This is a genomic window from Sphingobacterium composti (assembly GCF_009829075.1).
In the GTDB taxonomy this organism is placed as follows: domain Bacteria; phylum Bacteroidota; class Bacteroidia; order Sphingobacteriales; family Sphingobacteriaceae; genus Sphingobacterium; species Sphingobacterium composti.
The window spans coordinates 208,402-232,943 of record NZ_WUQZ01000003.1; the positions used below are offsets into that span (position 1 = coordinate 208,402).

Annotated in this window: 22 protein-coding genes; 19 read left to right on the forward strand and 3 right to left on the reverse strand. The window is 32.6% G+C overall.

All coding sequences use genetic code 11. The annotated features are described in order from the left end of the window. The 19 genes from GOQ17_RS03580 (at nucleotide 1) to GOQ17_RS03670 (ending at nucleotide 20,569) form a co-directional block, all read left to right on the forward strand. Nucleotides 1-990, forward strand: coding sequence for a glycosyltransferase family 2 protein (locus GOQ17_RS03580; RefSeq protein WP_159634886.1), 990 nt, complete (start codon nucleotides 1-3; stop codon nucleotides 988-990). Then, nucleotides 990-2,333, forward strand: a complete 1,344-nt coding sequence (locus tag GOQ17_RS03585; protein WP_159634889.1) for a Gfo/Idh/MocA family oxidoreductase — start codon at nucleotides 990-992, stop codon at nucleotides 2,331-2,333. The genes GOQ17_RS03580 and GOQ17_RS03585 overlap by 1 nt, the downstream gene beginning before the upstream one ends. 4 nt (nucleotides 2,334-2,337) lie before the next feature. Continuing rightward, entirely contained in the window at nucleotides 2,338-3,063 is a 726-nt protein-coding gene (locus GOQ17_RS03590) for an SDR family NAD(P)-dependent oxidoreductase (protein ID WP_159634892.1), read from the forward strand. 6 nt (nucleotides 3,064-3,069) lie between these two features. Continuing rightward, nucleotides 3,070-3,960, forward strand: coding sequence for a LicD family protein (locus GOQ17_RS03595; protein ID WP_159634895.1), 891 nt, complete (start codon nucleotides 3,070-3,072; stop codon nucleotides 3,958-3,960). Between the two features lie 2 nt (nucleotides 3,961-3,962). Then, on the forward strand, nucleotides 3,963-4,880 hold the full coding sequence (locus tag GOQ17_RS03600) for a glycosyltransferase family 8 protein (protein WP_159634898.1): 918 nt from the start codon (nucleotides 3,963-3,965) through the stop codon (nucleotides 4,878-4,880). Nucleotides 4,881-4,944: 64 nt separating this feature from the next. Next, nucleotides 4,945-5,820 carry a glycosyltransferase family 2 protein gene (locus GOQ17_RS03605; RefSeq protein WP_159634901.1) on the forward strand — a complete coding sequence of 292 codons (876 nt, stop codon included), beginning with the start codon at nucleotides 4,945-4,947 and terminating at the stop codon, nucleotides 5,818-5,820. A 16-nt stretch (nucleotides 5,821-5,836) separates the two neighbouring features. Continuing rightward, a complete protein-coding gene (locus GOQ17_RS03610; RefSeq protein WP_159634904.1) occupies nucleotides 5,837-6,832 on the forward strand; it encodes a glycosyltransferase family 2 protein in 996 nt (331 codons plus the stop codon). A 111-nt stretch (nucleotides 6,833-6,943) separates the two neighbouring features. After that, nucleotides 6,944-8,119, forward strand: coding sequence for a hypothetical protein (locus GOQ17_RS03615; protein ID WP_159634907.1), 1,176 nt, complete (start codon nucleotides 6,944-6,946; stop codon nucleotides 8,117-8,119). Beyond that, a complete protein-coding gene (locus GOQ17_RS03620) occupies nucleotides 8,116-9,237 on the forward strand; it encodes a glycosyltransferase family 4 protein (protein WP_159634910.1) in 1,122 nt (373 codons plus the stop codon). Before GOQ17_RS03615 ends, GOQ17_RS03620 begins: the two co-directional genes overlap by 4 nt. 8 nt (nucleotides 9,238-9,245) lie before the next feature. Then, entirely contained in the window at nucleotides 9,246-10,364 is a 1,119-nt protein-coding gene (locus GOQ17_RS03625; protein ID WP_159634913.1) for a glycosyltransferase family 4 protein, read from the forward strand. Continuing rightward, nucleotides 10,361-11,482, forward strand: coding sequence for a glycosyltransferase (locus tag GOQ17_RS03630; RefSeq protein WP_159634916.1), 1,122 nt, complete (start codon nucleotides 10,361-10,363; stop codon nucleotides 11,480-11,482). The genes GOQ17_RS03625 and GOQ17_RS03630 overlap by 4 nt, the downstream gene beginning before the upstream one ends. 96 nt (nucleotides 11,483-11,578) lie before the next feature. Then, nucleotides 11,579-12,037: a S24/S26 family peptidase gene (locus GOQ17_RS03635; RefSeq protein ID WP_159634919.1), complete on the forward strand. Its 459-nt coding sequence runs from the start codon at nucleotides 11,579-11,581 to the stop codon at nucleotides 12,035-12,037. Nucleotides 12,038-12,072: 35 nt separating this feature from the next. Continuing rightward, nucleotides 12,073-12,330 (forward strand): PqqD family protein, encoded by a 258-nt coding sequence (locus GOQ17_RS03640; protein WP_236537037.1) that lies wholly within the window; start codon nucleotides 12,073-12,075, stop codon nucleotides 12,328-12,330. Further along, nucleotides 12,331-13,437: a nucleotidyltransferase domain-containing protein gene (locus tag GOQ17_RS03645; protein WP_159634925.1), complete on the forward strand. Its 1,107-nt coding sequence runs from the start codon at nucleotides 12,331-12,333 to the stop codon at nucleotides 13,435-13,437. Nucleotides 13,438-13,449: 12 nt separating this feature from the next. Further along, nucleotides 13,450-15,075, forward strand: coding sequence for an ABC transporter ATP-binding protein (locus GOQ17_RS03650; protein WP_159634928.1), 1,626 nt, complete (start codon nucleotides 13,450-13,452; stop codon nucleotides 15,073-15,075). Nucleotides 15,076-15,114: 39 nt separating this feature from the next. Further along, the gene (locus GOQ17_RS03655) at nucleotides 15,115-16,011 is read left to right on the forward strand and encodes a hypothetical protein (protein WP_159634931.1); all 897 of its coding nucleotides are present in this window, start codon (nucleotides 15,115-15,117) and stop codon (nucleotides 16,009-16,011) included. Between the two features lie 10 nt (nucleotides 16,012-16,021). Next, complete coding sequence (locus GOQ17_RS03660; protein ID WP_159634934.1) at nucleotides 16,022-16,804, forward strand: polysaccharide biosynthesis/export family protein; 783 nt, start codon at nucleotides 16,022-16,024, stop codon at nucleotides 16,802-16,804. A gap of 10 nt (nucleotides 16,805-16,814) precedes the next feature. Continuing rightward, nucleotides 16,815-19,193 carry a GumC family protein gene (locus GOQ17_RS03665; RefSeq protein ID WP_159634937.1) on the forward strand — a complete coding sequence of 793 codons (2,379 nt, stop codon included), beginning with the start codon at nucleotides 16,815-16,817 and terminating at the stop codon, nucleotides 19,191-19,193. Between the two features lie 140 nt (nucleotides 19,194-19,333). Then, entirely contained in the window at nucleotides 19,334-20,569 is a 1,236-nt protein-coding gene (locus GOQ17_RS03670) for an OmpA family protein (RefSeq protein WP_159634940.1), read from the forward strand. Nucleotides 20,570-20,661: 92 nt separating this feature from the next. Here GOQ17_RS03670 and GOQ17_RS03675 read toward each other — a convergent pair whose 3' ends face one another. From GOQ17_RS03675 to GOQ17_RS03685, 3 genes are all read right to left on the reverse strand, one after another. Then, nucleotides 20,662-21,810: an Sb-PDE family phosphodiesterase gene (locus GOQ17_RS03675; protein ID WP_159634943.1), complete on the reverse strand. Its 1,149-nt coding sequence runs from the start codon at nucleotides 21,808-21,810 to the stop codon at nucleotides 20,662-20,664. A 194-nt stretch (nucleotides 21,811-22,004) separates the two neighbouring features. Continuing rightward, nucleotides 22,005-22,895, reverse strand: a complete 891-nt coding sequence (locus GOQ17_RS03680; RefSeq protein ID WP_159634946.1) for a glycerophosphodiester phosphodiesterase family protein — start codon at nucleotides 22,893-22,895, stop codon at nucleotides 22,005-22,007. 191 nt (nucleotides 22,896-23,086) lie between these two features. After that, the gene (locus GOQ17_RS03685) at nucleotides 23,087-24,508 is read right to left on the reverse strand and encodes an RtcB family protein (RefSeq protein WP_159634949.1); all 1,422 of its coding nucleotides are present in this window, start codon (nucleotides 24,506-24,508) and stop codon (nucleotides 23,087-23,089) included. Nucleotides 24,509-24,542: the final 34 nt, after the last annotated feature.

Below are 24,542 nucleotides of genomic sequence, written 5' to 3' on the forward strand. Positions count from 1 at the left end.
ATGGATAAGAATGCTGAAACCAAGGTGTCTGTCATTATACCAGTTTATAATTGTGCAATATATCTGGAAAGGTGTGTAGAATCTTTGTTAAACCAAACACTGCAAGAGATTCAATTCTTTTTTATTGACGATTGTAGTACGGATGACAGTTATGATAAATTAGTAGAATTAATAGATAGATTTCCACATTTGAAAGATAGGGTAAACTTGTATAAGCTAGATAAAAATTCTGGAAGTGCATACGTTCGTAATTATGGTATGAGTTTGTCTACAAGTGAATTCATAGGTTTCGTAGATGCCGATGATTGGGTAGATTCAGAGATGTTTGAACAGCTTTATCAAAAAGCAAAAAAAGAAAACGCACAAATAGTATGGTGTGATTATATAAATGTTTTTAAAAATAGACAAATTTATATTTCACAAACTCATAATGAGGATTCTGAAACTTGTATTCATGCAATGATGAGTGGTCATATGCTGGGAGGTATGTGTAATAAGTTAATAAAGAGAGATTTATTTGAAGCCACACAAGTTTCCTTTCCTAATGGCCTTAATATGTGCGAGGATTTACGTGTTAATATTCAATTGTTTTATTACGCGGACAAAATATCATATCTAAACAAAGGGTTTTATTATTATGTGAAATATAAAACAGACTCAATAAGTGCTAAATCAGCTAAAATTGATGTCGTTAATTATGAATGGCTGGAAAATGTAAAGGCTATTGTGAGTTTTTTGAATAAGAATTTGAAAATAGATAAATTACAGATTGATAAATTCAAATTATCTCCTAAAAAGAATCTATTGGTAAAGGGCAAATCAATTGAGTCATTCCAGTTATGGAAAAGTATTTTCCCCGAATCAAATTATGCAATACGATATACTGATTATCCGTTAGTATATAAACTATTAGCATTCATAGTAGTTAAGGAATGGTGGGATATTGCAAGATTTTGGATATTTTTTAAATACAAATTGTTAAAAAGATAGTGAAGAAAGTTATTACTTATGGTACGTATGATTTGTTACATGAGGGACATCTTAATCTTTTGCGTAGAGCTAAAGAATTAGGTGACTACCTTATCGTAGGGGTCACTTCCGACAGTTTTGATCAGGAAAGAGGGAAGCTTAATGTGCATAATAATGTGTTGGAGAGAATTCAAGCTATTAAAGATACTGGGTTTGCAGATGAAGTAATAATTGAAGAACATATAGGTCAGAAAATTGATGATATACAGTTTCATCAAATAGATGTTTTCGCAATTGGCTCAGATTGGGAGGGCAAGTTTGATTATTTGAAAGAGTATTGTGAAGTAGTTTATTTGCCACGTACGGAAGGAATTTCTTCAACGATGTTACGTGCAGGTAAAGATAGAGTTTTCAAACTTGGAATAATTGGTTCTGGCCGAATAGCTAACCGCTTTGTTCCAGAGGCAAGATATGTGAGTAGAGTAGAAGTGGTGTCAATTTATAATCCTGATAGTAGCGAAGCATTTGAATTTAAGCAGCGTTTTGGATTAAATGAATCACATAGTGATTTATCTGAATTTTATAAAAATATAGATGCCGTTTATATTGCATCCCCTCATTTGACACACTACGAGTATATTAAATCGAGTCTTTTGAATGGGAAACATGTACTTTGTGAAATTCCCCTATGTCTCAAGGGGGAGGAAGCTAAAGAAGTTTATGAATTAGCAAAATCAAGAAACTTAGTGCTTCTAGAGGCTTGTAAAACAGCATTCTGTCCAGCTTTTTTACATTTGGTTCGTATTATTAAATCCGGAATAATAGGAGATGTTGTTGATGTGCAAGCATCGCTATCTAAGTTAGTCGATAGATCAATGCGAGAATTTAATGGAAGTGAAGCGGGAGGATCAATTACGGAATTATCTCCATTGCCCTTGATGGTTATTTTAAAACTATTAGGTAGAAAGATTAAGAACGTAACATACTATTCACTTTTTGAAAATGATGTGGATATTTTTACCAAGGGTATTTTCACTTTTTCTGGAGCTGTAGCTTCTATTACAATTGGTCTGGGAGTTAAGACAGAAGGAAATTTAGTTGTCTCAGGTACAAAAGGTTACCTATATGTACCATCCCCATGGTGGAAGACGGAGTATTTTGAAATCAGATACGAAGATCAAAATAATAACCGTAAATTTTATTATCACTTTGCGGAAGAAGGATTACGTTATGAAATACAAGAGTTTATTTCGATGATAGCAGGACAAAGAACTAGTACCTATAAAATGAAAGCGGAAGAATCTATTACTATTGCCGATATAATTGAGTGTTTCAGAAAAGGTGAAAATCTAACTCGTCTATAAAAATATGAAAAAAGTCGCTTTAGTCACAGGAGGAACAAAAGGTATAGGTAAAGGTATAACGTTAAATCTTTTGAAAAAAGGATATAAAGTTGTGGCGACTTTTGCAAGCGATTATACTAACGCAGATGCAATGATGCAATTACTAGATATAGAAGAAGGTATGCTTCTAATTCGACGATGTAATCTTTCTGTTATAGATGACCTTTATGACTTAATAGATTATGTAAAGGGGATCACTGATCACTTAGATTGTTTGGTTTGTAATGCTGGGAGCACCATTCGTAAAGATTTCCAGATGGTATCAGATGAAGATTGGCAAGAAGTTATGCAGGTGACCGTTAATTCCAATTTTACACTTGTGAGAGAATTTAAGTCAATTATTCCTAATGCAAGTAGATTGATTTTTATTGGCTCTATGATGGGCGTATATCCGCATGCATCAAATGTGGTGTATGGTGTTAGCAAGGCGGCAGTTCATGCATTAGCCCTTAATTTGGTTAAAGAGTTTGAATATACCGATACGACCATAAATGTGATTGTACCTGGTTTTGTAGAGACAGAATGGCAAAAAGATAAGCCACAACATATACGCGAAAGTATTTATAGTAAGACTGCTGTGAGTCGTTTCGCAACTGTTTCAGAAATAGTTTCTGCGTTTGATTTTTGTTTAAATAATGGTTTTGTAAACGGTGCATTATTAGAAGTGTCAGGAGGGTATAATTACAAATAGTATAAAATGGAACAACCGATAGAGATAGATAAACTGAAGTATAAAAGCAAATTAATAGATGTTTTTAAGGCGTTTATTGCTATTTGTGAAGAACATAAACTACAGTATTATTGTATAGGAGGTACTCTTATTGGAGCGATTCGTCACCAGGGAATGATTCCCTGGGATGATGACATTGATGTGATCATGCCGAGACCGGATTATGATAAATTAATCCATCTAAAATTTTCTGCAAGTTCATCGTTTGAGTTAATAGCGATGGAAAATAATACACAGTATTATTTGCCGTATGCTAAATTTTGTGACAAAGAATCTTCTTTATTAGAATATACTAATATACCGAGTGTTTTAGGCTTATTCGTTGATGTTTTTCCTCTTGATGGGGCGCATGATGATGAAAAACTTCGTACACAAGATTTACTCGCGTATAAGAGATTAGCGAATAAATTGCATATACAGCCAAAATTGCCAAAAGATAATCTGAATAGTTTTTTGCGATGTTTATTAAAAGGTCAATTACGTACAGCATGGAATGAATTTAATTTATCATTTAATAAGGAAATCAAACGTAAAAAATTGATTTTCGAATTGAGAAAAAAAATAAACACTTATTCTTATGAAACAGCTGAGATGGTCGGTAATTATGGAGGTATGTGGGGGATTAAAGAATTTTGGCCAAAGAGTTGGTTTTCAGGCTTTGTGTTAAAAGAGTTTGAAGGATTAAGCGTACGTGTTCCGGCAATGTACAATGAAATCCTAGTACAAGTATATGGTGATTACATGAAACTACCACCTTTAGAAAAGAGAATAAGTCATCATAATTTAGCTTTTATTAATATAGAGAAAAGGGTTTCAATGGACCAAATTCGCATTTATATGAATAATCAAAATAGCTAATAATGAATAAGATTCCTATTGTATTTAGTTTTGATGATAATTTATTATTACCGGCGGGAGTTTGTATAAGTTCTTTGCTATTTCATGCGAATAAAGGTACGTTTTATGATATTTTTATTCTACATGATGAAAATGCGCAATTCCCTAAATCAAATTTTTTAGAGAAGCTTAATTTTAAGTACAGCAACTTTTCTATTACGTATAGAAATGTAGGCAATCCATTTCCTCATGGTTTTGAAATCAGGGGAATAACTATTCCTGCATATTACCGATTATTAATTCCTAGATTTATCCCAGAATATTCGACGATCATGTACCATGATGTTGATGTGATATTCAGAAGTGATTTGTCGGATTTGTATTTATCTCAAAATCTTCAAGACTATTATATTGCAGGCGTATTATCTGCGAGTTCCTCTGACCCTAAGGCTAGAGAATATCGATTGGGTCTGGGCTTGGATCCTGTAAACTATATCAATTCAGGAAATTTAATTTTCAACTCTGAAAAATTGTTACAAGATGGGATAGTGGAATTATTTGTGTCTAAAATTGAAAATAAATATAAATTTCAAGATCAGGATATCATTAATATAGTTTGCATGGACAAAATAAAGTTCTTACCACCAAGTTATTCTGGAACTGTTGATATGTATAAATATGCATCAAATGGTGAAGATCATCCTGTATTTAAGGCGTCAGAATTGGAAGAAATGCTTATAGATGGGAATATTCATTATAATGGAGCAAAGCCATGGAAGGAATATTGTATAAATTTTGACATCTGGTGGCAGTATTATCGTAATTCAGTATTTTATGATCCGAAATACTATTTTAATTTTTATGCAAACAAGCTAAATGAACTTGATAATTTTTCATTTATGAAAAGACTAAAATTGTTGATACGCTATTTTATGTCTTAATAACAACCCATTATCAAATAACCAAATTTTAAACTTAAATAGGCCCTATTCAAAATTCATTATTATGAAAGTAGCTGTACTAATTACTGTATTTAATAGAGTGGATAAAACACTGAAATGTTTGGAAAGCTTGTTTACTTCTAGAATTCCTGATAATTTAATCTATAAAGTATTCCTGACAGATGACGGGAGCACAGATGGTACAAGAGAAAATATACAAGCCCAGTTTACTAATAAGAATATTGATATATTAGCAGGGACAGGTAATCTCTATTGGAATGGGGGGATGAATAATTCTTGGCAGGCTGCTATTAATGAAGGAGGCTTTGATGGATATTTATGGCTTAATAATGATTCCATTATTTATGAGAATCTATGGGAAGAAATTTTAATTGCAGATAAATACGCAATCGATAATTATAATAAGCGAGGAATATATGTCGGGTCAACTAAAGATAGTGTAACTGGTAAGTTTTCATATGGAGGATTTGTGTTTACAAATAAATGGACATTGTCTGATAAATTTTTGCCTCCGAATGGTAACTTACAGGTGTGTCATGCCGCACATGGTAATATTACTTATGTTTCAAATGAAGTTGTAATTAGCGAAGGGATTTTCTGTGAGAATTATGTTCATGGAGGTGGAGATCATGATTACTCCTATTTAGCTTATAAACATGGTTTTCCCGTGCTAGTAATGCGTGATTACGTTGGGGAATGTGAAAACGATCACAAAGGGTCAGATGTGGACTTTATGAATTTGTCTTTGAAAGAAAGATTTGCGTATGTTAGAGCGCCTTTAGGCTATAATCTCAACAATGCCTTATTGTTTCAAAAGCGATGTTTCCCATATAGATATCCTTTTGTGTGGGGACTCTCATACTTTAAATTACTTTTCCCCAAAATGTATTATAAAGTTTACAGACTTATTAGAAACTAATTATAACTCTATTGAAATGATATATAAAGTATCCGTCATTGTTCCAATATATAATGTTGAAAAATTTATTGAGAAATGTGTCATTAATTTACTTGAACAGACCCTTTCAGAAGTAGAGTTAATTTTTGTTGATGACTGTACACCTGATAAAAGTATTGAAATCCTTGAAAGTTTAATTCAACAATATCCATCGAGGATACCACATGTTAAAATAATTAGACATGAAATAAACAAGGGGTTACCGGCTGCAAGAAATTCTGGATTAAAAGCTGCTACAGGAGAATATGTTTTTCATTGTGACTCAGATGATTGGTTAGAAAAATATAGTTTAGAGTTGCTTTATAACAAAGCTATATCTGATGATGCAGATATTGTTTGGTGTGATTGGTTTTTGTCGTTTAAGGATAATGAACGTTATATGAGCCAAAATGCTGCATTGGACTTTCCTATAACAAACTTTGAAGCATTAAAACTATTATTAGGTGGACAAATTAAATACAATGTTTGGAATAAGTTAGTTAAACTAGATCTTTATAAAAGTAATAATATCTTTTTTCCTGAAGGATATAATATGGGAGAAGATATGACTATGATTAAATTGTTCGTACATGCTTTAAGGGTAACATATTTAACAGAAGCACTTTATCATTATATGCAAATAAATACCAATGCCTACACAAAAAAAATTCAACCGTCTCATTTAGGACAGATTTTATATAATGTAGATAATGTTGTTGAATATATACAGAATTTTTTCGCGAATAAACTAGATGTTTATATTCATTTCTTTAAATTAAATGTTAAATTACCTTTTCTTATATCTTTAGATTCTATGTCTTATGAAAGATGGAATGAATGGTATAAGGATTCTAATAAATATATTGACCAAAATCCAATGTTTAATATTCGTACCAGATGGATTCAGAAAGCAGCTATTAAACGACAGTATTGGTTTTTAAAATTATATAATACATTACTGATTCGTGTTATATACGGAATTGTATATAAGTAAAAGAGGAATTGACTGATGAAGTATATATCAATTATATTAACAATAACTCTAACTAGTATGTATTATTTCCCGTTTGAATTTACTTTTCTTCGGGGAATTAATACGAAGCATATGATGTTTGTTTTCGGAGCAATTTGTTTGGCATGGGATGCAATATCATATAGAGAAATCAAATTTTCTAAAGAGTTGCTAATTGCCTCTATTATAGCCATAATATTTTCTATAGTAGGTTTAATATCTCTGGATTATAATAATACAGAGGATTATGCATATGCAATTTACATAGGATCAATGTGGATGTGGCTAATAGCCTGCTATGGGGCGTGTTGTTGTATACGTATTACCCATGGTTATATTTCAGTAAAGCTAATTGCTAATTATTTAATAGCTGTATGTCTGGGACAGTGTATAATAGCTTTAATGATAGATTTTATCCCAAGTGTTAAAAGTTTTGTCGACGCTATTTTTGTTACTGGTGATAGATCATTCATGGAAAAGGTGCGTAGACTCTATGGAATCGGCGCATCATTAGATGTTGCAGGTATCCGCTTTGCATCGACTTTGGTTATTACAGCTGTTCTGCTTAGTGAAGAAAAAGAGATACGTACTAATAATAAGCTTTTAATTTATTATATAATTTCATTTATACTAATAAGTGTTATGGGGAATATGATGGCTCGAACGACTACTGTAGGTTTAGGATTAGGGCTAATATATATATTTCTACGATCTGGTATTATTTCATTTACTATTAAAATGATAAATATTCATTTTTGGAGAGTCTTATTATTAAGTCTAATAGTTTTGGTTAGTATAGCTGTTTATATGTACCAAGTAAATAGGGAGTTTTATGGATTAATACGATTTGCTTTTGAAGGTTTTTTTAATTGGGTAGAAACTGGAACTTGGGAAACCAATTCAACTGAAGTGCTTAAGAATATGTGGGTTTTTCCCGATAATGAAAAGACTTGGATAATTGGGGATGGGTATTTCAATAATCCAATAACACGAAGTTTCTATATGGGAACTGATGTAGGCTATCTTAGATTTATATTTTATTGTGGTCTAATAGGGTTATCGGTTTTTATTCTGTTTTTTATTTATTTATCCGGTGCGTTAAGTGTTAGGTTCTATTATATTAGATACTTGTTTCTATTACTTTTGGTCATAGTATTTGCAAATTGGGTTAAAGTAGCCACAGATATATTTTTAGTTTATGCCTTCTTTTTAGTTATATCACAGCCATATTTTGAAAACTATTACGAAGAAGATTTTGAAAAAATATGAGAATAGTCTACACTATATTAGGCACATTTAATTCTGGTGGGATGGAACGCGTGTTAGCTAATAAAGCAAATTATTTGTCGACTCGTGGGTATGATGTTTCAATTGTCACTACGGATCAGAAAAATAGAAAATCTTTTTTTGAACTAGATTCTTCGATTAAATTATATGATTTGGGAATCAACTATACAGATGATCTGCATAAAGGAATTTTGACTCGAGGAATATCCTATTTAAATAAGCAAAAAAAACACAAGAAGAATCTTAAAGATTTACTCTTTAGAATAAAACCAGAAATTGCAATATCTATGTTTGATAATGATGCAAACTTTATCACGGATATTGATGATGGTAGTAAAAAGGTGTTAGAAATTCATTTTTCCCGATTCAAAAGACTTCAATACGGTAGAAAAGGTATTTGGAACATAATTGATTCATATAGAAATAAAGCTGATTTAAAGACTGTCGGGAAATTTGATCATTTTATTGTCTTGACAGAAGAGGATAAAGGTTATTGGGGTGATTTGCCAAATATTCAGGTTATTCCTAATGCAAATTCATTTGAATCGGAAACTTCATCTCCACTTTTGAACAAATCTGTAATAGCGATAGGACGTTTTGATTACCAAAAAGGTTTTGATGATTTGATAAAATCATGGAGTATAGTGCAAAAATCGAGACCTGATTGGAAATTAAATATTTATGGACACGGTCCTTTAGAAAGAGAATTAAAAAATTTAATCACCTCACTTAATTTAACAGATTCGGTTCAATTACATGCTCCAACAAAAGACATAAAGTCAGTATATCTTAATCATTCGATTTTAGCAATGACCTCAAGGTATGAAGGGTTACCAATGGTATTGTTAGAGGGCCAAGTGTGTGGCTTACCAATGGTTTCATATGCTTGTAAATGTGGGCCGAAGGATATTATTACTAATGGCAAAAATGGTTTTTTGGTGGACGAGGGTAATAAGGAGGATTTTGCAGAAAAATTAATGATATTAATGAGCGATGAAGCGCAAAGGATAAATATGGGAAAGGAATCATTTGCCAATTCTAAAAACTTCTCAGAACACAAGGTGATGGAGCAGTGGATTAAATTATTCAAAAGCTTATAGTTTAAATAATGGAAAAAAAGACTATTGTTGTCTCTGCTGTAAATCTGATTGAGGCAGGGACATTAGCCATTCTTCGTGACTGTCTTCAATACCTCTCTACGCTAGCGGATGATAATAGCCATTATCGGATAATCGCTATTGTATATGATAAAAATTTAGCTTATTACCCTAATATAGAGTATATCGAGACGCAATGGCCTAAAAAGCGTTGGGTTAATAGGCTTTGGTATGAATATGTTTCTTTAAAGAAAATTTCAAAGCAACTTTCTCCTGTATATTTATGGTTTTCGCTTCATGATACTAGTCCATCTGTTGTTGCAGAACGAAGAGCGGTATATTGCCATAATTCATATTCATTTTATAATTGGAAGTTACATGATCTAATTTTTGCACCAAAAATAGCCTTATTCTCAATTTTTACTAAATACATATATAAAACGAATATTCAGCATAATACTTATCTGGTTGTACAACAAGAATGGTTTAGGGAGGCGATGTCGAATATGTTTTCGTTTAATAAATCAAATATTATTGTCGCTAAGCCTAGTAAGTCAGAAAAAGTGGTATTATCTTCAAATAATCAATTTGAGTTGTATTCATTTATTTTTGCAGGATCACCAAATAGCCATAAGAATTTTGAAGTAATTTGTCGTGCGGCTGAAATCCTTGAGAAAGATGGCATAAATAACTTTAATGTTTTTTTGACCTTGAAAGGTGAGGAGAATAAGTATGCAAATTGGTTGATAAAAAATTGGGGACATCTAAAATCCATAAAATTTATAGGTTTTCAAAGTAAAAGGGATTTAACTGATTATTATGAGAGAAGTCATTGCCTGATTTTTCCATCAAAGGTCGAGTCTTGGGGCTTACCAATTTCAGAATATGCATTATACAACAAGCCAATGCTTTTGGCCGATTTGCCTTACGCACATGAAACTGCCGCAGGAGCTGAATTAGTTACTTACTTCAATCCAGATTCTGCCAATGATTTGGCTAATAATATGCAAAAGTTAATACAAGGTGATATTTCTATGTTAAAAAGTGAGTTGCCATTGGAATATCAACAACCCTTCGCAAACGATTGGAGAGAATTATTTACTATTCTATTAAACGAATCTAAATTATGAAGATACTTCAGCTTGGTAAGTTTTATCCTATACGAGGCGGGGTAGAAAAGGTTATGTATGATATTATGCTAGGCTTATCAGAGCGTGGTATTTATTGCGATATGCTTTGTGCATCTACCGAAGATTATCCCCAAGAAGATATAAAGGTGAATGATTTTGGTAATGTTTTCGTAGTCAAAACATCTATTAAGGCAGCAGCTACTATGCTGGCTCCGGCAATGATAACAAGATTGATAAAAATTGCAGCAAATTATGATATAATTCATATTCATCATCCTGATCCAATGGCCGCATTAGCTTTGCTTTTGTCGGGTTATAAGGGTAAGGTTGTTCTACATTGGCACAGTGATATTTTAAAGCAAAAAACCTTATTAAAACTATATAAGCCTTTGCAAAATTGGCTTATAAAACGTGCTAATATAATTGTAGGTACCACACCAGTATATGTTCAAGAATCTTTATTCTTAAAAGATGTTCAAGACAAAATTGATTATATTCCTATTGGTGTGCTTCCCATAAGTGCTGATGTTGATTTAAAAGAATCGATTCTTCGCAAACATGAAGATAAGACACTAATATTCTCTCTTGGGAGATTAGTAGAATACAAGGGGTTTGAATATTTGATAGAAGCTGCCAAATATCTTCCAGTTAATTATAAAGTAGTAATAGGAGGAAAAGGTCCCTTGAAGGATTCTTTAGAAACTTTAATTGCGGAATTTAAACTGCAAGATAAAGTTGAATTACTTGGGTTCTTAACAGATGAAGAGGCATACGCATATTTCGAGGTAAGTAAGTTATTTGTTCTAAGTTCAATCTTTAAAACTGAAGCTTTTGCTATAGTACAAATTGAAGCAATGTCCTGTGGGACACCTATAATAACTGCAGATATTCCAGGCTCAGGAGTAAGCTGGGTTAACCAGAATGAAATTTCAGGATTAATTTGTGAAAGAAAAAATGCAAAAGATTTGGCAAAAAGTATTAACTTAATCGAACAAAACGAAATCTTGTATAAAAAATTATGTGAAGGAGCAAAGAATAGGTTTGAAAACAACTTTCATAGAGATGTAATGATTGATAAAACTATCTCTTTATATTCAAAATTATTGGCTAAAACTTAAGTTCTACAAATTTTCGAAATACATCTACAAAAATTAAATAGTTACATTATCTAATAGGTTTCAAATATAATATAATTTCTAATTTCGGGGGCTGGTATGCATAAGTCACAAGGTGATTCTAAATTATTACGTGTTGCAAATGATGTTTTTTTTCAGGAAGTTAAAAAACATTTGATAGAGGGAAAGGAGGTTCTATTTACTATTAAAGGGAATAGTATGCAACCATTCTTATCAAATGGAGACAAAATAATAATTACACCCGCTGATGAAAGAGATTTTACTTTTGGAAAAATCATACTAGCAAACAGTGCCTATGGATATGTATTACATCGCTTAGTTTGGAGATTTAAAACTAATATTTGGCTTGCGGGTGATAACAATTTAGTACAGCTTGAAAAAGTAAATAAGCGAGATGTATTAGGGGTTGTTAAATATGCCTTAATAGATAATAAAAGAATAAATGTCCATAGTTTAGGTCGATTAACATTATCATTTATATGGTTTTTACTTAGGCCTTTACGGTTAATTTGGTTTAAATTGAGAAGATTATTATAATATATTACAATATGAGGTTAAAAGAAGGTTTGACAGTGCGTAAGGTAGGAGATGATTATGTAATTGTTGCTCCAGAGCAAGGTATGGTAGATTTATCCAAGGTTTATAGCCTTAATGAGACTGCAGCTTGGCTATGGGATGAACTGGATGGCAAAGATTTTGTGGTCTCTGATATGGTTGAGTTAGTGCGAAATCAATATGATGTAGAGGACATTGATGATACTCAATTAATACATGATATGCAAGAGCTTATAGAATTTTTCAAAGTTAATGATTTGTTATTAACTGAATAAATGACACAAAGAGTTAAAGAATCATTTCTAGAGTTATTAAAATTAGGGTTGTGGGGAGAAAATCAAACTACCCTAATTCATTTTCCGTTAACTATTGAAGAATGGACTTTACTCTATGAGCTTTCTCTTAGCCAGACAGTGGAAGGTGTAGTGTATGATGGAGTATTATTGTTGCCAAAAGAACATTTACCACCATATCAGGTTTTATTAAGATGGACGGCTAGAATTGATGGGATCGAGAGGTATAATAAGACTATGAGAAAACAACTTAGTATTCTTGCTAGCGGTCTTAAGCAAAATAATATTTCTTACCAACTGTTGAAGGGTTTAGGTTTAGCCGAGAATTATAGAAAGCCCTTATTGCGAGTGAGTGGTGATGTTGACTTATATTTTTCTACTTCAGAATCTTATAAAAGAGCGAATGAATTGCTGAAGTCCAAAGGGTGCGATTTACAAAAGGGGGATCATAAAAGTGTGTTTTACAACTTTAATACTATTCAAGTTGAGCATCATACCAAGATGATAGATGTTTTTAATCCTTTTTGTCAAAAGTTTATTAAAAATTTAATCTCAAAAGAGGAAGATTCAGTCAGAGAAATACTAATTAACGATCAGAGAGTCCGTGTTCCATCTTATCTAATTAATCAAGTACAAACAAACGCACATATTTTGAAACATTATATGGGATTTGGAGTAGGATTAAGACAGTTTTGTGATGTGGCACGATTATGTTATGTTAAGGATAACCATTTTGATGGAGAGAAATTACTGTTTATTTATAAAAAAATTGGTTTAAGTAAATGGATGAACGTGATTCATAACTTTATGGTTAAGGATTTGGGTTTAGAACGTGAAAAATTGCCGTATCCAATTGAATCAGATTGTGATACCAAATCAATTCTTCAAGACGTACTTCATAGTGGAAACTTTGGGTTTCACGATCTAAGATACCAAAAGGATAACACTTCTAAGTCAAAAGGTCATTATCAGAGAGATTATGCAGTAAAAAGGATAATGCCACACTTAGCGAAAATAGTAAGTTTGGCACCAGCAGAGGTTTTGTGGTACCCAATTAATAAAGTGTATTCAAAACTAACTGGCAGATAGTTATAAAGGAAGATGAATAGAATTTATTCAGAACATTTGGATTGGATATTGTCTATTGCAAAGGGACACAAGAGACAACTGTTTCTCTACTTTTTGCTAGAAGTGTCTGCTATATTGTTAACATTATTGTTTATTTTCTATTCAAAAAAAACAATTGATATTGCTCTTGATGTATCAATTGGAGATCTTAATGTTACACTTTTTCTAGTAGTTTTATTTGCTTTACTAGGTGTAATTGTGCGTACTATAAGTCAAAAAATTAATCAACAAACGCAAATTGACATGACATTAAGCTTTCAATATAGCATACTTGAGAAGCAGATGTTATCAATTTGGCAAGTTATAAAAAAGTGGGACACTGGTGACCTACTTGTGCGAATTAATACCGATTGTGCAGAGATTGTACAAATGATAAGTAATACTTGGATTTCTTTTGTCATCACAAGTATTAAAATTATAGCATCTTTTATCTTTCTATACACGATGGATAGTATGCTTGCACTTGTTATCTTGGCAATTACGCCGTTGTTTTTGTTTGTAAAATTATATTTTCAAAAAATGCGCGCTCTTAATTCGCAAGTTAAGCAGGCGGAAAGTGAAATTGGTACTGCGGCACAAGAAAATTTGAGAAATCGTGTCACGCTTAGGGCTTTAGGGATATTGACAGAACGACTCACATATTTTAAACAAAAGCAAGAAAAATATGCTTCATTAAGATATAAATATTTAAATTTCAACTTATTATCTCAAGGAATGATGCGCTCAGCCTTAAGTGTAGGTTATTTAATCGCATTCGGATGGGGTATCTACAAGCTACAAAGTTCAGCTATTACTTTTGGAACTATGACCGCGTTTTTGCAGCTTGTAAATCAAATACAAACACCAATTTTGACTTTAGGTTCTTTTTTTCCGGCATTTGTTCGATTTGGAGTCTCATCTGAACGTATTAAGGAAATTAATGTTTTGGCACAAGAGCCATTACATCAGCATATTAGGTATGCTAATATTAATAGCTTAAAATTGGAAAAGGTCAATTTTAGTTATGATAAAGAAATTATAATTAAAGATTTAACTACATCTTTTCAAAAAGGAGAGATTGTAGCCATATTAGGAGCTAGTGGAAAAGGTAAGACCACATTGATTCGACTATTATTAGGTCTTGTAAAACCCAACACGGGAGCAATATATATAGAGCATGATGATAATTTAACACAATTATCTACTGCTCATATAGACAATTACTCCTATGTTCCTCAAGGAAATACTTTGTTGTCAGGCTCGATTCGAGATAACGTCGTATTAGGACAAAGACATATTTCAGATGAACGTATAAAAGAGGCGTTATATTTGAGTTGCGCCGAATTTGTTTATGACTTGTCCGATGGGCTTGACACCAAAATAGGTGAAGGTGGTTTGGGATTATCTGAAGGTCAGGCACAAAGAATAGCAATAGCAAGAGCAATACTGAGAAATAGAAATGTTTGGTTATTTGATGAGGCGACATCTGCCTTGGATCAAGATACAATTAACCTAATGTTGCAAAGAATAAAATATTTAATTCAAGATAAGATTGTTATTTTTGTTACACATGACCAAAACGTTGCTTTAACGTGTGACAAAAAATTATTAATTAACTAAACTTACCTGTATTTTAAAGTAGGAATAAAAAGATATACTGTGATAGAAAAAACACTTTATTATAACATTGCAGATTTACAACTGGAAATTACGCTTCCAAAAGAAAGTGATTTGTCCATAATATTACCAAATTTTCAACCTTTTTTATCGGATTTTATTTCAGATAAGCCTGTTTCATGTCGTGTTTATTTCTCATTAGTAGATTTAGATTTTGATAGGGAAAATTCTACCTTATTAAGTGATATATCTATTATATGGGGAGATAGATTTACATTTCATGAAACAGAAGATTTTTATTGGACTCTTATACAATATGGCTCTGACCCATCTAAATATTGGAAAATGCGGAGTTCAAAAGATTTTAAGTTAAATACAATATACTGTGGAAATATTGGTGATAAAAAGAATAATTTTATTAGCTGGTATTGTATGGTGGCATTTGCGCAGTCTGCTCTTTTGCATAAATGTATATTAATCCATGCTTCTGTCGTTACTAATGATAAATTTGGGTATGCATTTTTAGGGAAAAGCGGAACGGGAAAGAGTACACATAGTCGATTATGGCTCGCTTATCTTCAGGGATTCAACTTGTTAAATGATGATAATCCAGCTATTCGTGTAACAAATGATAGTATTTTGATTTACGGTACGCCGTGGAGTGGTAAAACACCATGTTATATTAATGATGTACGACCATTAAAAGGATTAGTCCGTTTGAAACAAGCGCCTTATAATTTATTTGAAATACGCAAAAATAAGGATGCTTTATTGGCACTTTTGCCGAGTTGTTCAGCGATTCGTTGGAATAAAAACTTGTATTCTACACTAGTTAATATATTGATAGATATTATTAATCTAACTACAATAGCAGAGTTACAGTGCTTACCTAATGAAAGCGCAGCGAAGCTATGTTTTAATGAACTAAATAAAGAATAAACTTAGCGTTATGAAAAAAATATCATTATTTATTGGGATTATTATTATAGTATTCTTAGGGTCTTGTGGTATGTCTGAGAAAGTGGTGTATTTAAAAGATCTAGAACCTAACACGTCCTATAATGTCGTACCAATTCCTCCATTAAGAATACAGAAAAGTGATCGTATAAGCATTCAAGTTAGTGCTAAAAATCAGGAATTAGCAGCTCCTTTTAATAATCGTGATGGCGTATATTCGATTTCTGAAGATGGGATTACAAATCCTGTATTAATTGATAGGGGGTATTTGGTTGATCAACAGGGAAATATTGAATTTCCAATTCTAGGGACTCTAAAAATAGAGGGGATGACATTAGAAGGGTTGAGAGATTACATAAAAGATCAATTGTCAACAAAAAATTTGTTAAGCTCACCTGTAGTTAAGATTGAGTTGCTAAATCTAAAGGTTGTTGTAATGGGAGAAACAGGAAATAAAATCATTACAGCTCCAGATAGTAGATTGACCATATTAGAAGCCATTACAATGGCTGGTGGCCTAACACCTAATTCACAGCCTCATAACATTGCAGTAATAAGAGAAGAAGATGGTCAACGCAAAATCTATCATAATAATATTGAAAGTAAAGACATATTTAATTCTCCAACATACTATCTTCAACAAAATGATTTACTTTATATAGAACCTAAATCTGCTCCTCGAACTATTAAACAACAGCAAAATAGGTTGATATTAACAACTGTATTAAGTCTAGTATCCACGATTACATCTGTTTGGGCAATAACAACACGTTAAATAAATCACAATGGATCAAAATAAAAATAAATCTATAAATGTTTTAGATATACTTAAATATCTATCCTTACATTGGAAGTGGTACTTATTGTCATTATTAATTTTTTGTGGGTACTATTATTATAATTATAGTATTTCACCGTATGTTTATTCTAAGAATCAAACAGTATTAATAAAAACCGCAGGTAATACTCTTTCTGCATCTAGAATGACGAGCAGGAATAACTATTTTAATGTAGTAAATGTTAATAGCGAAATCTTGCAATTAAAGTCCAAGCATTTAATGCGGATAACAGTTAAAAGATTGAATGCTAATATTAACTATACTGTTCAGGAAGGGCTTAGACATAATGAATTATATATTCATACACCTTACAATATTGATTTTCTGGATACTACAGAAACATATAAATCTTTAGATATAAAGGTTCTTGATACTAATAGTTTTGAATTATCTAACTTTTCTAATAATAAGGAAATTCCAACAATAACCGCATCGCTTAATAAACCTATTTCCACACCTATTGGTAAAATTGTAATTAAAGAAAATACCAATCCTAAGAAAATAGAAATAGGGGAAAACTTTAAGTTCAAAGCCTCTCATATTCCAATTGAATCCGCGGTATCATCGTTTATAAGCCGGCTTCTCATTCTACAGATGGAAGACGTTGCGTTATTAAGCATGGGGTTAACAGATTTTTCGCCTGAAAGAGCTACAGATGTTTTAAGTACATTAATTACAGTCTATAATGAGGAATCTCTTAATGAAAAAAATAAAGTTGCTGCCGTTACCGCAGATTTTATTAAGGAGCGATTAAATATTATTGAAGAAGATTTAGGAGCTGTAGAAAATAAACTTGAAGGAATTAAAAGTGCGAATTATGGTTTGGATATAACATCTGCGGGACAGCAATATTGGTCTGAATCTAGAGAGTATATGTCAACCAGCAAAGATATAGAGATTACAAAAGAGGTTGTAGAAAACTTTCGTGATCGACTAATAAATGCTGATAAAGATGATTTTATTCCAGCTAACACAGGGCTTTTAGATGCTAATATTGAGTCTCAAATTTCTGCATATAATGCACTTCTATTAAAAAGAAATAGTTATTTAGATGCAAATAGTGGAGCAAATCCAATTGTTGAAGATCTAAATGCTTCACTTATTTCTATGCAACGTAATATATTACGTGCTATAGATAATGTTATTATTGGCTTTAATGTTAAGATATCTAATTTAAAAAGAGAAGAAGCAGTGGCTATGTCCAAAGCTAGAAGTTTGCCTTCTCAAGAAAGAATGATTTTAGGTGTTGAGCGTCAACAAAAAGTTAAAGAAGATTTATATATTTTCTTATTAAACAGAAGAGAGGAAAATGCTATAAATCAAGCAATGGCAGATGATAATATACGCGTAATAGATCCTGTTTTTGGCAGTGATAGTCCTGTAGCGCCTACAAAGCTTAATAAAATTGCTCTAGGGATTGCTTTAGGACTTACTTTACCGACAATTATTTTCCTGTTGCAGTTATTCTTAAATAATAAAGTATATACGCGAAGAGAAATAGAGGATGCCACTAGTGTGCCTGTGATAACTGAAATTCCCTTAGCCCCTCGAGCTAAAGGTCGTGGTAGTGATGTATTTGTTTCTGAACAAGCCACCGATGAAGTGACAGAGGCTTTTAGAATATTTCGAACCAACTTAGGTTTTATGACTGCGGGTGAGAAGGATCATAAGGTAATGATGTTTACCTCATTTAATGTTGGTGCGGGAAAAACGTTTTCGGTAATCAATCTTGGTGTAAGCTTAACCTTCTTAAAGAAAAGAGTTATTTTGGTGGACTTAGACTTAAGAAAAGGTACCCTAACAAGTCGTACAAATTCTCCTATGCCTGTCGGATTGACACATTATCTATCTGATTCGAATGTTTCTATAGATGAAATTATTTATAAAGATAGATTAATAGATGGATTAGATGTTATTCCAATTGGAGTAATTGCTCCAAATCCCGTAGAGCTTCTTTTGAGTAATAGATTAGATATGTTATTCAGTATATTAAAAGAGCAGTATGACTATATATTGGTCGATAGTGTTCCATTGGGAATTGTAGCAGATTCATCTATAATTAATAGAGTTACAGATTTGTCTATTTTTATCATTAGATCAGGAAAAATGGATAAGCGACAATTAACTGCTATTCAAAAAGTATACGAAGATAATTTATTAACAAATATGTCTGTTTTACTGAATGGAGTTGACTTTAAAGATAAAAAATATGGTTACGGCTATGGTTACGGTTATGGCTATGGTTACGGCTACGGTTATGGCTATGGTTACCAATTAGAAAAGCCTTCATTGTGGGGAAGATTGAAAAAGTTCTTCTTAAATTAGCAGCCAAATATTTAATAAAAGCCGTTGTAGATGTAATTCTACAACGGCCTTATATTTTATGCTTATTCTAAAAAAATATTAACAATAAAGTTAAATTTGTGAACAATTTAATTTAAAACAACTGATTAATACTATTTTATATGAAAATTAAAATATATTCTTTCACAATTGCTTTATTAACTATTTCATCATTGTCTTTTAGCCAAGAGGTTACAAAGGATTCTGTAGTTACTGAGAACAGTGATAAATATAAAGTTGTCACAAATAAATTTTTTGATAACTGGTTTTTAGGAGCTGGTGGCGGTGTGCAAATTTTATTTGGTGATCATGATAAGCAAATGCAAACTAAGGATAGGCTAACACCAGCTTTTAATGTGAGTCTTGGAAAATGGTTTACACCAGGTGTTGGTATACGTGCTGGATATACAGGAAACAAGTTAAAAGGTCTTACACATAATAATTCAGCTATTTCAGGTGGGTCTTTAAAAACTCATTCAACAGGAGAAATCTATCAAGATGTAAAAAATGCAGGCGATAAAGGATATTTAGAAGTACAAGAGTTTAACTATAACCATATTCATGGAGATATATTATTTAATGTAGCGAACATTTTTGGCGGTTACAGAGAAAATCGCTTTTATACAATAGCTCCTTTTGTAGGCATAGGATGGGCCTGGGTTAATGATGCACCAAAGACTCGCCAGCCATCTATAAATGTTGGTTTATATAATGCATTTAGATTAAGCAGTGCTTTTAATCTAACACTTGATTTAAGAGGATCATTAGTTAAAGACGATTTTGAAGGAGAAGTTGGTGGACGTAAAGAGGAAGGGATAGTTGCAGGAACTTTGGGGTTAGCATATAACTTCAAAAAACGTAATTGGGATAGAGAGAAGGTTGTAACAATTTCTACTTATGATGAAACCGAATTGAATGCACTTCGTGAACGCGTAAATAAATTAGCAAACGATAATGATGCATTAAGAAAGCAACTTGCAGAATCAGCAAACAAAGATATAACTGATGTGAAGATTGAAAAAAATATTTTAATCTCTCCAATATTAGTTACTTTCCCAATTAATGAAAGTACTGTAAGTAATGAAGCAAGAGTGAATTTAGGTTTCTTCGCAAAAGCTATTAAAGAAGGAAAATCAAATGTGGTTTACAATATTTCTGGATATGCTGATAAAGGAACAGGATCTCCTGCTACTAATGAGCGATTAAGTAAAGCTCGCGCTGAAGCTATCTATAATGTATTGGTGAAGGAGTTTGGTGTGCCTGCTTCGCAGTTAACAACTAGTCATTATGGTGGAGTGGATAATATGTACTACAATGACCCTCGTTTGAGTAGAGCCGTTATTGTATTAGGGAATTAATTTTAAAAAAACACTATTTTTAAGCCTCAAATGTACTATCATTTGAGGCTTTTTTAATTGGTTTGTATATGAAATATATTTTGTTACTCTTGTTATAAATTAAAATCAACAATTAGATGCTTGTCACTTCTGATGTATGTAGATACAACCTCGTAAGTAAGTTTGGAAGGATTATCAGTAGTAGTGATTATTTGAGATGATTCCGGGTATAGTACTACTTTTTGAGTGCCTTTTCCTGATTTCAAGTGTAATTCAAAATGCAAATCACTATTATTCGATATCTCATAGTATTTAGTTTTTACACCCTGTGCATTTGATTTTTCGTGATAAGTAGGACTAACCTTTACACAAGCATTAAATAGGTTACGCACATTTTCTTCTTTTCCAAATAAGTATTTGCTTGACCATACAACAGTATTACCTTTTTCTAAAGCTTCGCGAATAGACGACGCTGAGCGATCTTTTGCCATAACTAATGTCATAGTACGATGTACACCTTTTCGTTCAATATCATAATCATGTGCGATCAAATTGTGAATGTCTGTATTTCCTAATATAGTTAGATTACGGTCAAGTGCCCAATCTAACGCCTTTTTATGAAACCCGAAACCATTAACGACTTCTATACCGTGAAGATTTTTCTCTTTATACATTTTTTCCACGAATGGTAACCATTCGTATGATCCAGGTATTTGCGTAGCTTTCCACCCTGGGTGATTCCAAAAGATAAATGCTTTCTGATTAACCACCGCTTGAATTGCTTTTTCATCTAAATCATTAGACCTGTCAACCACGAAATCTTTGTCATCCTGAATAAAGAGTGCATTAAAATGTCCGGGAGGAGTATTTCTTGTAACTTCAGTTCCTTTGATAAGAATAAGATTATTTTCAGCCGCAAGATTTTTAGCTAATTCATGAGGTCGCATCGGGTTAGGTTTAACATCAGCAGAATGTGGTCTGTATTCAATATGCTCGGTGAACGAAATCGCATCTAATCCTTCTTTCCAAGCTTCTTGTACTCGTACATTAGGCCAAACATGACCGTCAGTAAATACGGTATGCATATGAAAATCGCACTTAAGCACTGTTAAACCATTTACTTGTGGGATATTGATAATTTCACGCTTTTTTTGATAGCGGAACTCATCCAATCTCATTATACCATTGTCATTACTTGTTTGGGCTTTAGCCTCAATGTTTAAAAGGCTTAATACAGCAAATAAAATTGATAATTTTTTCATTTTCAGTAAATAGATGTCACAAAACTATTGTTGCTATATAAACAATTTGTTATGTGAAGGTTATTAAATAAATTCTTGTATTTGTTATTAAAATTGGTTAAATCTATCTTATTATAAACCACATTAACTGATTAGTTATTTAGGTTTAATCGATTAAATTTGCATATATGAATTTACTACTTTAATTCTAACTTTTATAGACTCATTTTTAGTTTTTTTAAATATTCAGCTAAATATGCTGGTCTATCAGTTTGAATGATGCGTGCATTTAAATCTCTGATGAGGTAACCATACGATCCATTAATATCCTCAACTGCCATATCATCATCGTGACCTCCAGCCATAGTATCCCATAGCGTATTGTACCATATTAAGCTTTTACCTTTTAAAGACTTAGTGAGTAGCTTGGGTAAAGGGTTGGTGTCATTCTTAAATAATAACTCAAAGGCAACAGGTTTAAGTTCTCTTAGAAAATCCTCAATTATTTGTTCCGCATTCGAATTATCCAGGTTAACAATGGGCATATAAATCACTTTGTCTAAGTATTTTCCAAACTGCTTCTTGACCGTAGCTACATCCTTGTTACCTTTCATTATAATATGATCCGTAGTTTGTGTTTTTTCTAGAAGTTCATATATTTTATCAAACATTTCATATGCTTTATCTAGATTTAACATTACTTTTCCTTTAGAGAATAATAATGCTTCCTCCAATGTTGGAATAGTATGTTTTGTACGTATACCTGCGCCATTTTTTAGTTTTAGGTTACGTAAGGAGTCTAATGTCCAATCTGTTACTTTTCCTTTGCCGGTTGTTGTTCTTTCTAAAGTCTTATCATGCATAAGTATGATTTGTCCATCTTTTGTTTTAGCCACATCAATCTCTACAATATTTGCGCCTGCTTGGATGGCTAATTCAATGGCTTTAATAGAGTTTTCAGGCGCCTGTCTCCAATCTCCTCTATGTGCTACAATAAGTACATTTCTATCATCCCTATTTAATAACGCTTCGCGAATAGGAGTTATTTGTGCGTATAAAGTTTCGCTCGCAAATAGTAGCAATAGACTGAATAACAGCTTTATCATAATGGTAGATTTAAGTTTGAATCTTGGTTAAAGTACAATAATAGGAAAAAATTGAATTGTTTATTATTTTGAATTGAAAAATATTTTATATACTGAGTGTGATATCTGAATATTATTATTTAATCAGTGAAAGGGATAAGATAAATAATGATAAACCTCATCCCTTTGCATTAATATCCATTAATGTTATTTTAATCTTCTCGAGAGCCATCATCTGCCATACGAACAATTTTTGGATGAAAAGTCGCGACAACATCTACTAAATTCTCTTGTGCCGCCATTACGGTATGGATGTCTTTGTATGCCATTGGTGATTCATCCATACCAGCTCCCAACAAGGTAATGCCATTTTCTGCTAGGAGATTTTTCAAATCTCCTTTGTGTAAGGTTTTGATAGCTTGGGTACGGCTCATTAGTCGTCCTGCGCCATGTGAAGCCGAATTGATAGCTTGTGCATAGCCTTTACCACTCACGAGGAAACCTGGAGTCGCCATGGAACCTGGGATTATCCCCATGACATCCTTAGAAGCAGGGGTGGCACCTTTGCGATGTACGATGACTTCTTTACCGTTCCATGTTTCTTTCCACGCAAAATTGTGGTGGTTTTCTACTTTAGCTAACAATTCAGCACCTAATGCAGTTTTAATTTTGGTATGAATAACCTCGTGGCAAGCAGAAGCATAATCACCTGCAAGGTTCATCGCTATCCAATATTCTTGCCCTTCTTGAGTGTCCAAATCCAAGTAAGCAAGGTTTTGCGCTTGGTAAGGTAACTTACAGATTTCTTTGGCTAACTTGGTGTAATGCCCAGCAATAGTCGCACCTAATCCACGAGAGCCTGAGTGTGTCAATAAGGCTAGATATTTTCCAGCTTCAATATCTAGTGCTTCATCCTTTTCAGTGAATTCTATAATACCAAATTCGACAAAGTGATTACCTCCACCTGAAGATCCCAATTGTGCCCAAGCTTTGTCTTTCAGTTCGCGGAGAAATGCGTTTTCTTCAAAAGCTTTACCGTCCAGTATTTCGTGTTTAGCACGTTCATGTTTCAAGAATCCATGCCCTGCACCAAACTTGGTTTCGCTTAATAACACAGTCTTGAGTTTGTCATGTTGTAATGCTAAGTAGGAGTCGGGTAAATCGAAAATTGACAAAGCCATGCGGCAACCAATATCTACACCTACACCATAAGGAATTACGGCATTATTGGTAGCTAAGACACCACCAATCGGAAGTCCGTATCCTTGATGTGCATCGGGCATCAAAGCACCAGCCACAGTTACGGGTAGCTTCATTGCAATATTCATTTGCTCTTTGGCACCCAGCTCAATATTTTCTTCACCAAATACAGCATATCCTTCAGGATTCTCGTTTAATGCTATCAAATCCTCTTGAATAGTTTCAATGTGTAACAATGTTTCGGCTAATGGTTTAAAAATCTCGTGAGCTATGAAATCTTCAGGTTTTTCCAATACCTCCTTGAAGTAGTTAAGCATCTGTTCTTTGGAAAAGCCTAGGCGTTTCTTGTTGATTTTAAGGGCTACTCCCATTGCATGATTTTCTTTATATCCAAGGGCAATCAAGTCCTTGCCATTTATGCGTTTATTTTCCATTTTGAATCTCTTTTTAAGCAAGAGACAACCCCTC

Excerpts from the sequence above, each read along its gene's own strand:
- GOQ17_RS03625 (WP_159634913.1), top strand. The coding sequence starts at position 9,246 with ATGGAAAAAAAGACTATTGTTGTCTCTGCTGTAAATCTGATTGAGGCA.
- GOQ17_RS03595 (WP_159634895.1), top strand. The coding sequence starts at position 3,070 with ATGGAACAACCGATAGAGATAGATAAACTGAAGTATAAAAGCAAATTA.
- GOQ17_RS03650 (WP_159634928.1), top strand. The coding sequence starts at position 13,450 with ATGAATAGAATTTATTCAGAACATTTGGATTGGATATTGTCTATTGCA.
- GOQ17_RS03605 (WP_159634901.1), top strand. The coding sequence starts at position 4,945 with ATGAAAGTAGCTGTACTAATTACTGTATTTAATAGAGTGGATAAAACA.
- GOQ17_RS03635 (WP_159634919.1), top strand. The coding sequence starts at position 11,579 with ATGCATAAGTCACAAGGTGATTCTAAATTATTACGTGTTGCAAATGAT.
- GOQ17_RS03660 (WP_159634934.1), top strand. The coding sequence starts at position 16,022 with ATGAAAAAAATATCATTATTTATTGGGATTATTATTATAGTATTCTTA.
- GOQ17_RS03675 (WP_159634943.1), bottom strand. The coding sequence starts at position 21,810 with ATGAAAAAATTATCAATTTTATTTGCTGTATTAAGCCTTTTAAACATT.
- GOQ17_RS03610 (WP_159634904.1), top strand. The coding sequence starts at position 5,837 with ATGATATATAAAGTATCCGTCATTGTTCCAATATATAATGTTGAAAAA.
- GOQ17_RS03645 (WP_159634925.1), top strand. The coding sequence starts at position 12,331 with ATGACACAAAGAGTTAAAGAATCATTTCTAGAGTTATTAAAATTAGGG.
- GOQ17_RS03615 (WP_159634907.1), top strand. The coding sequence starts at position 6,944 with ATGATGTTTGTTTTCGGAGCAATTTGTTTGGCATGGGATGCAATATCA.
- GOQ17_RS03630 (WP_159634916.1), top strand. The coding sequence starts at position 10,361 with ATGAAGATACTTCAGCTTGGTAAGTTTTATCCTATACGAGGCGGGGTA.
- GOQ17_RS03580 (WP_159634886.1), top strand. The coding sequence starts at position 1 with ATGGATAAGAATGCTGAAACCAAGGTGTCTGTCATTATACCAGTTTAT.
- GOQ17_RS03670 (WP_159634940.1), top strand. The coding sequence starts at position 19,334 with ATGAAAATTAAAATATATTCTTTCACAATTGCTTTATTAACTATTTCA.
- GOQ17_RS03620 (WP_159634910.1), top strand. The coding sequence starts at position 8,116 with ATGAGAATAGTCTACACTATATTAGGCACATTTAATTCTGGTGGGATG.
- GOQ17_RS03680 (WP_159634946.1), bottom strand. The coding sequence starts at position 22,895 with ATGATAAAGCTGTTATTCAGTCTATTGCTACTATTTGCGAGCGAAACT.
- GOQ17_RS03600 (WP_159634898.1), top strand. The coding sequence starts at position 3,963 with ATGAATAAGATTCCTATTGTATTTAGTTTTGATGATAATTTATTATTA.
- GOQ17_RS03590 (WP_159634892.1), top strand. The coding sequence starts at position 2,338 with ATGAAAAAAGTCGCTTTAGTCACAGGAGGAACAAAAGGTATAGGTAAA.
- GOQ17_RS03665 (WP_159634937.1), top strand. The coding sequence starts at position 16,815 with ATGGATCAAAATAAAAATAAATCTATAAATGTTTTAGATATACTTAAA.
- GOQ17_RS03685 (WP_159634949.1), bottom strand. The coding sequence starts at position 24,508 with ATGGAAAATAAACGCATAAATGGCAAGGACTTGATTGCCCTTGGATAT.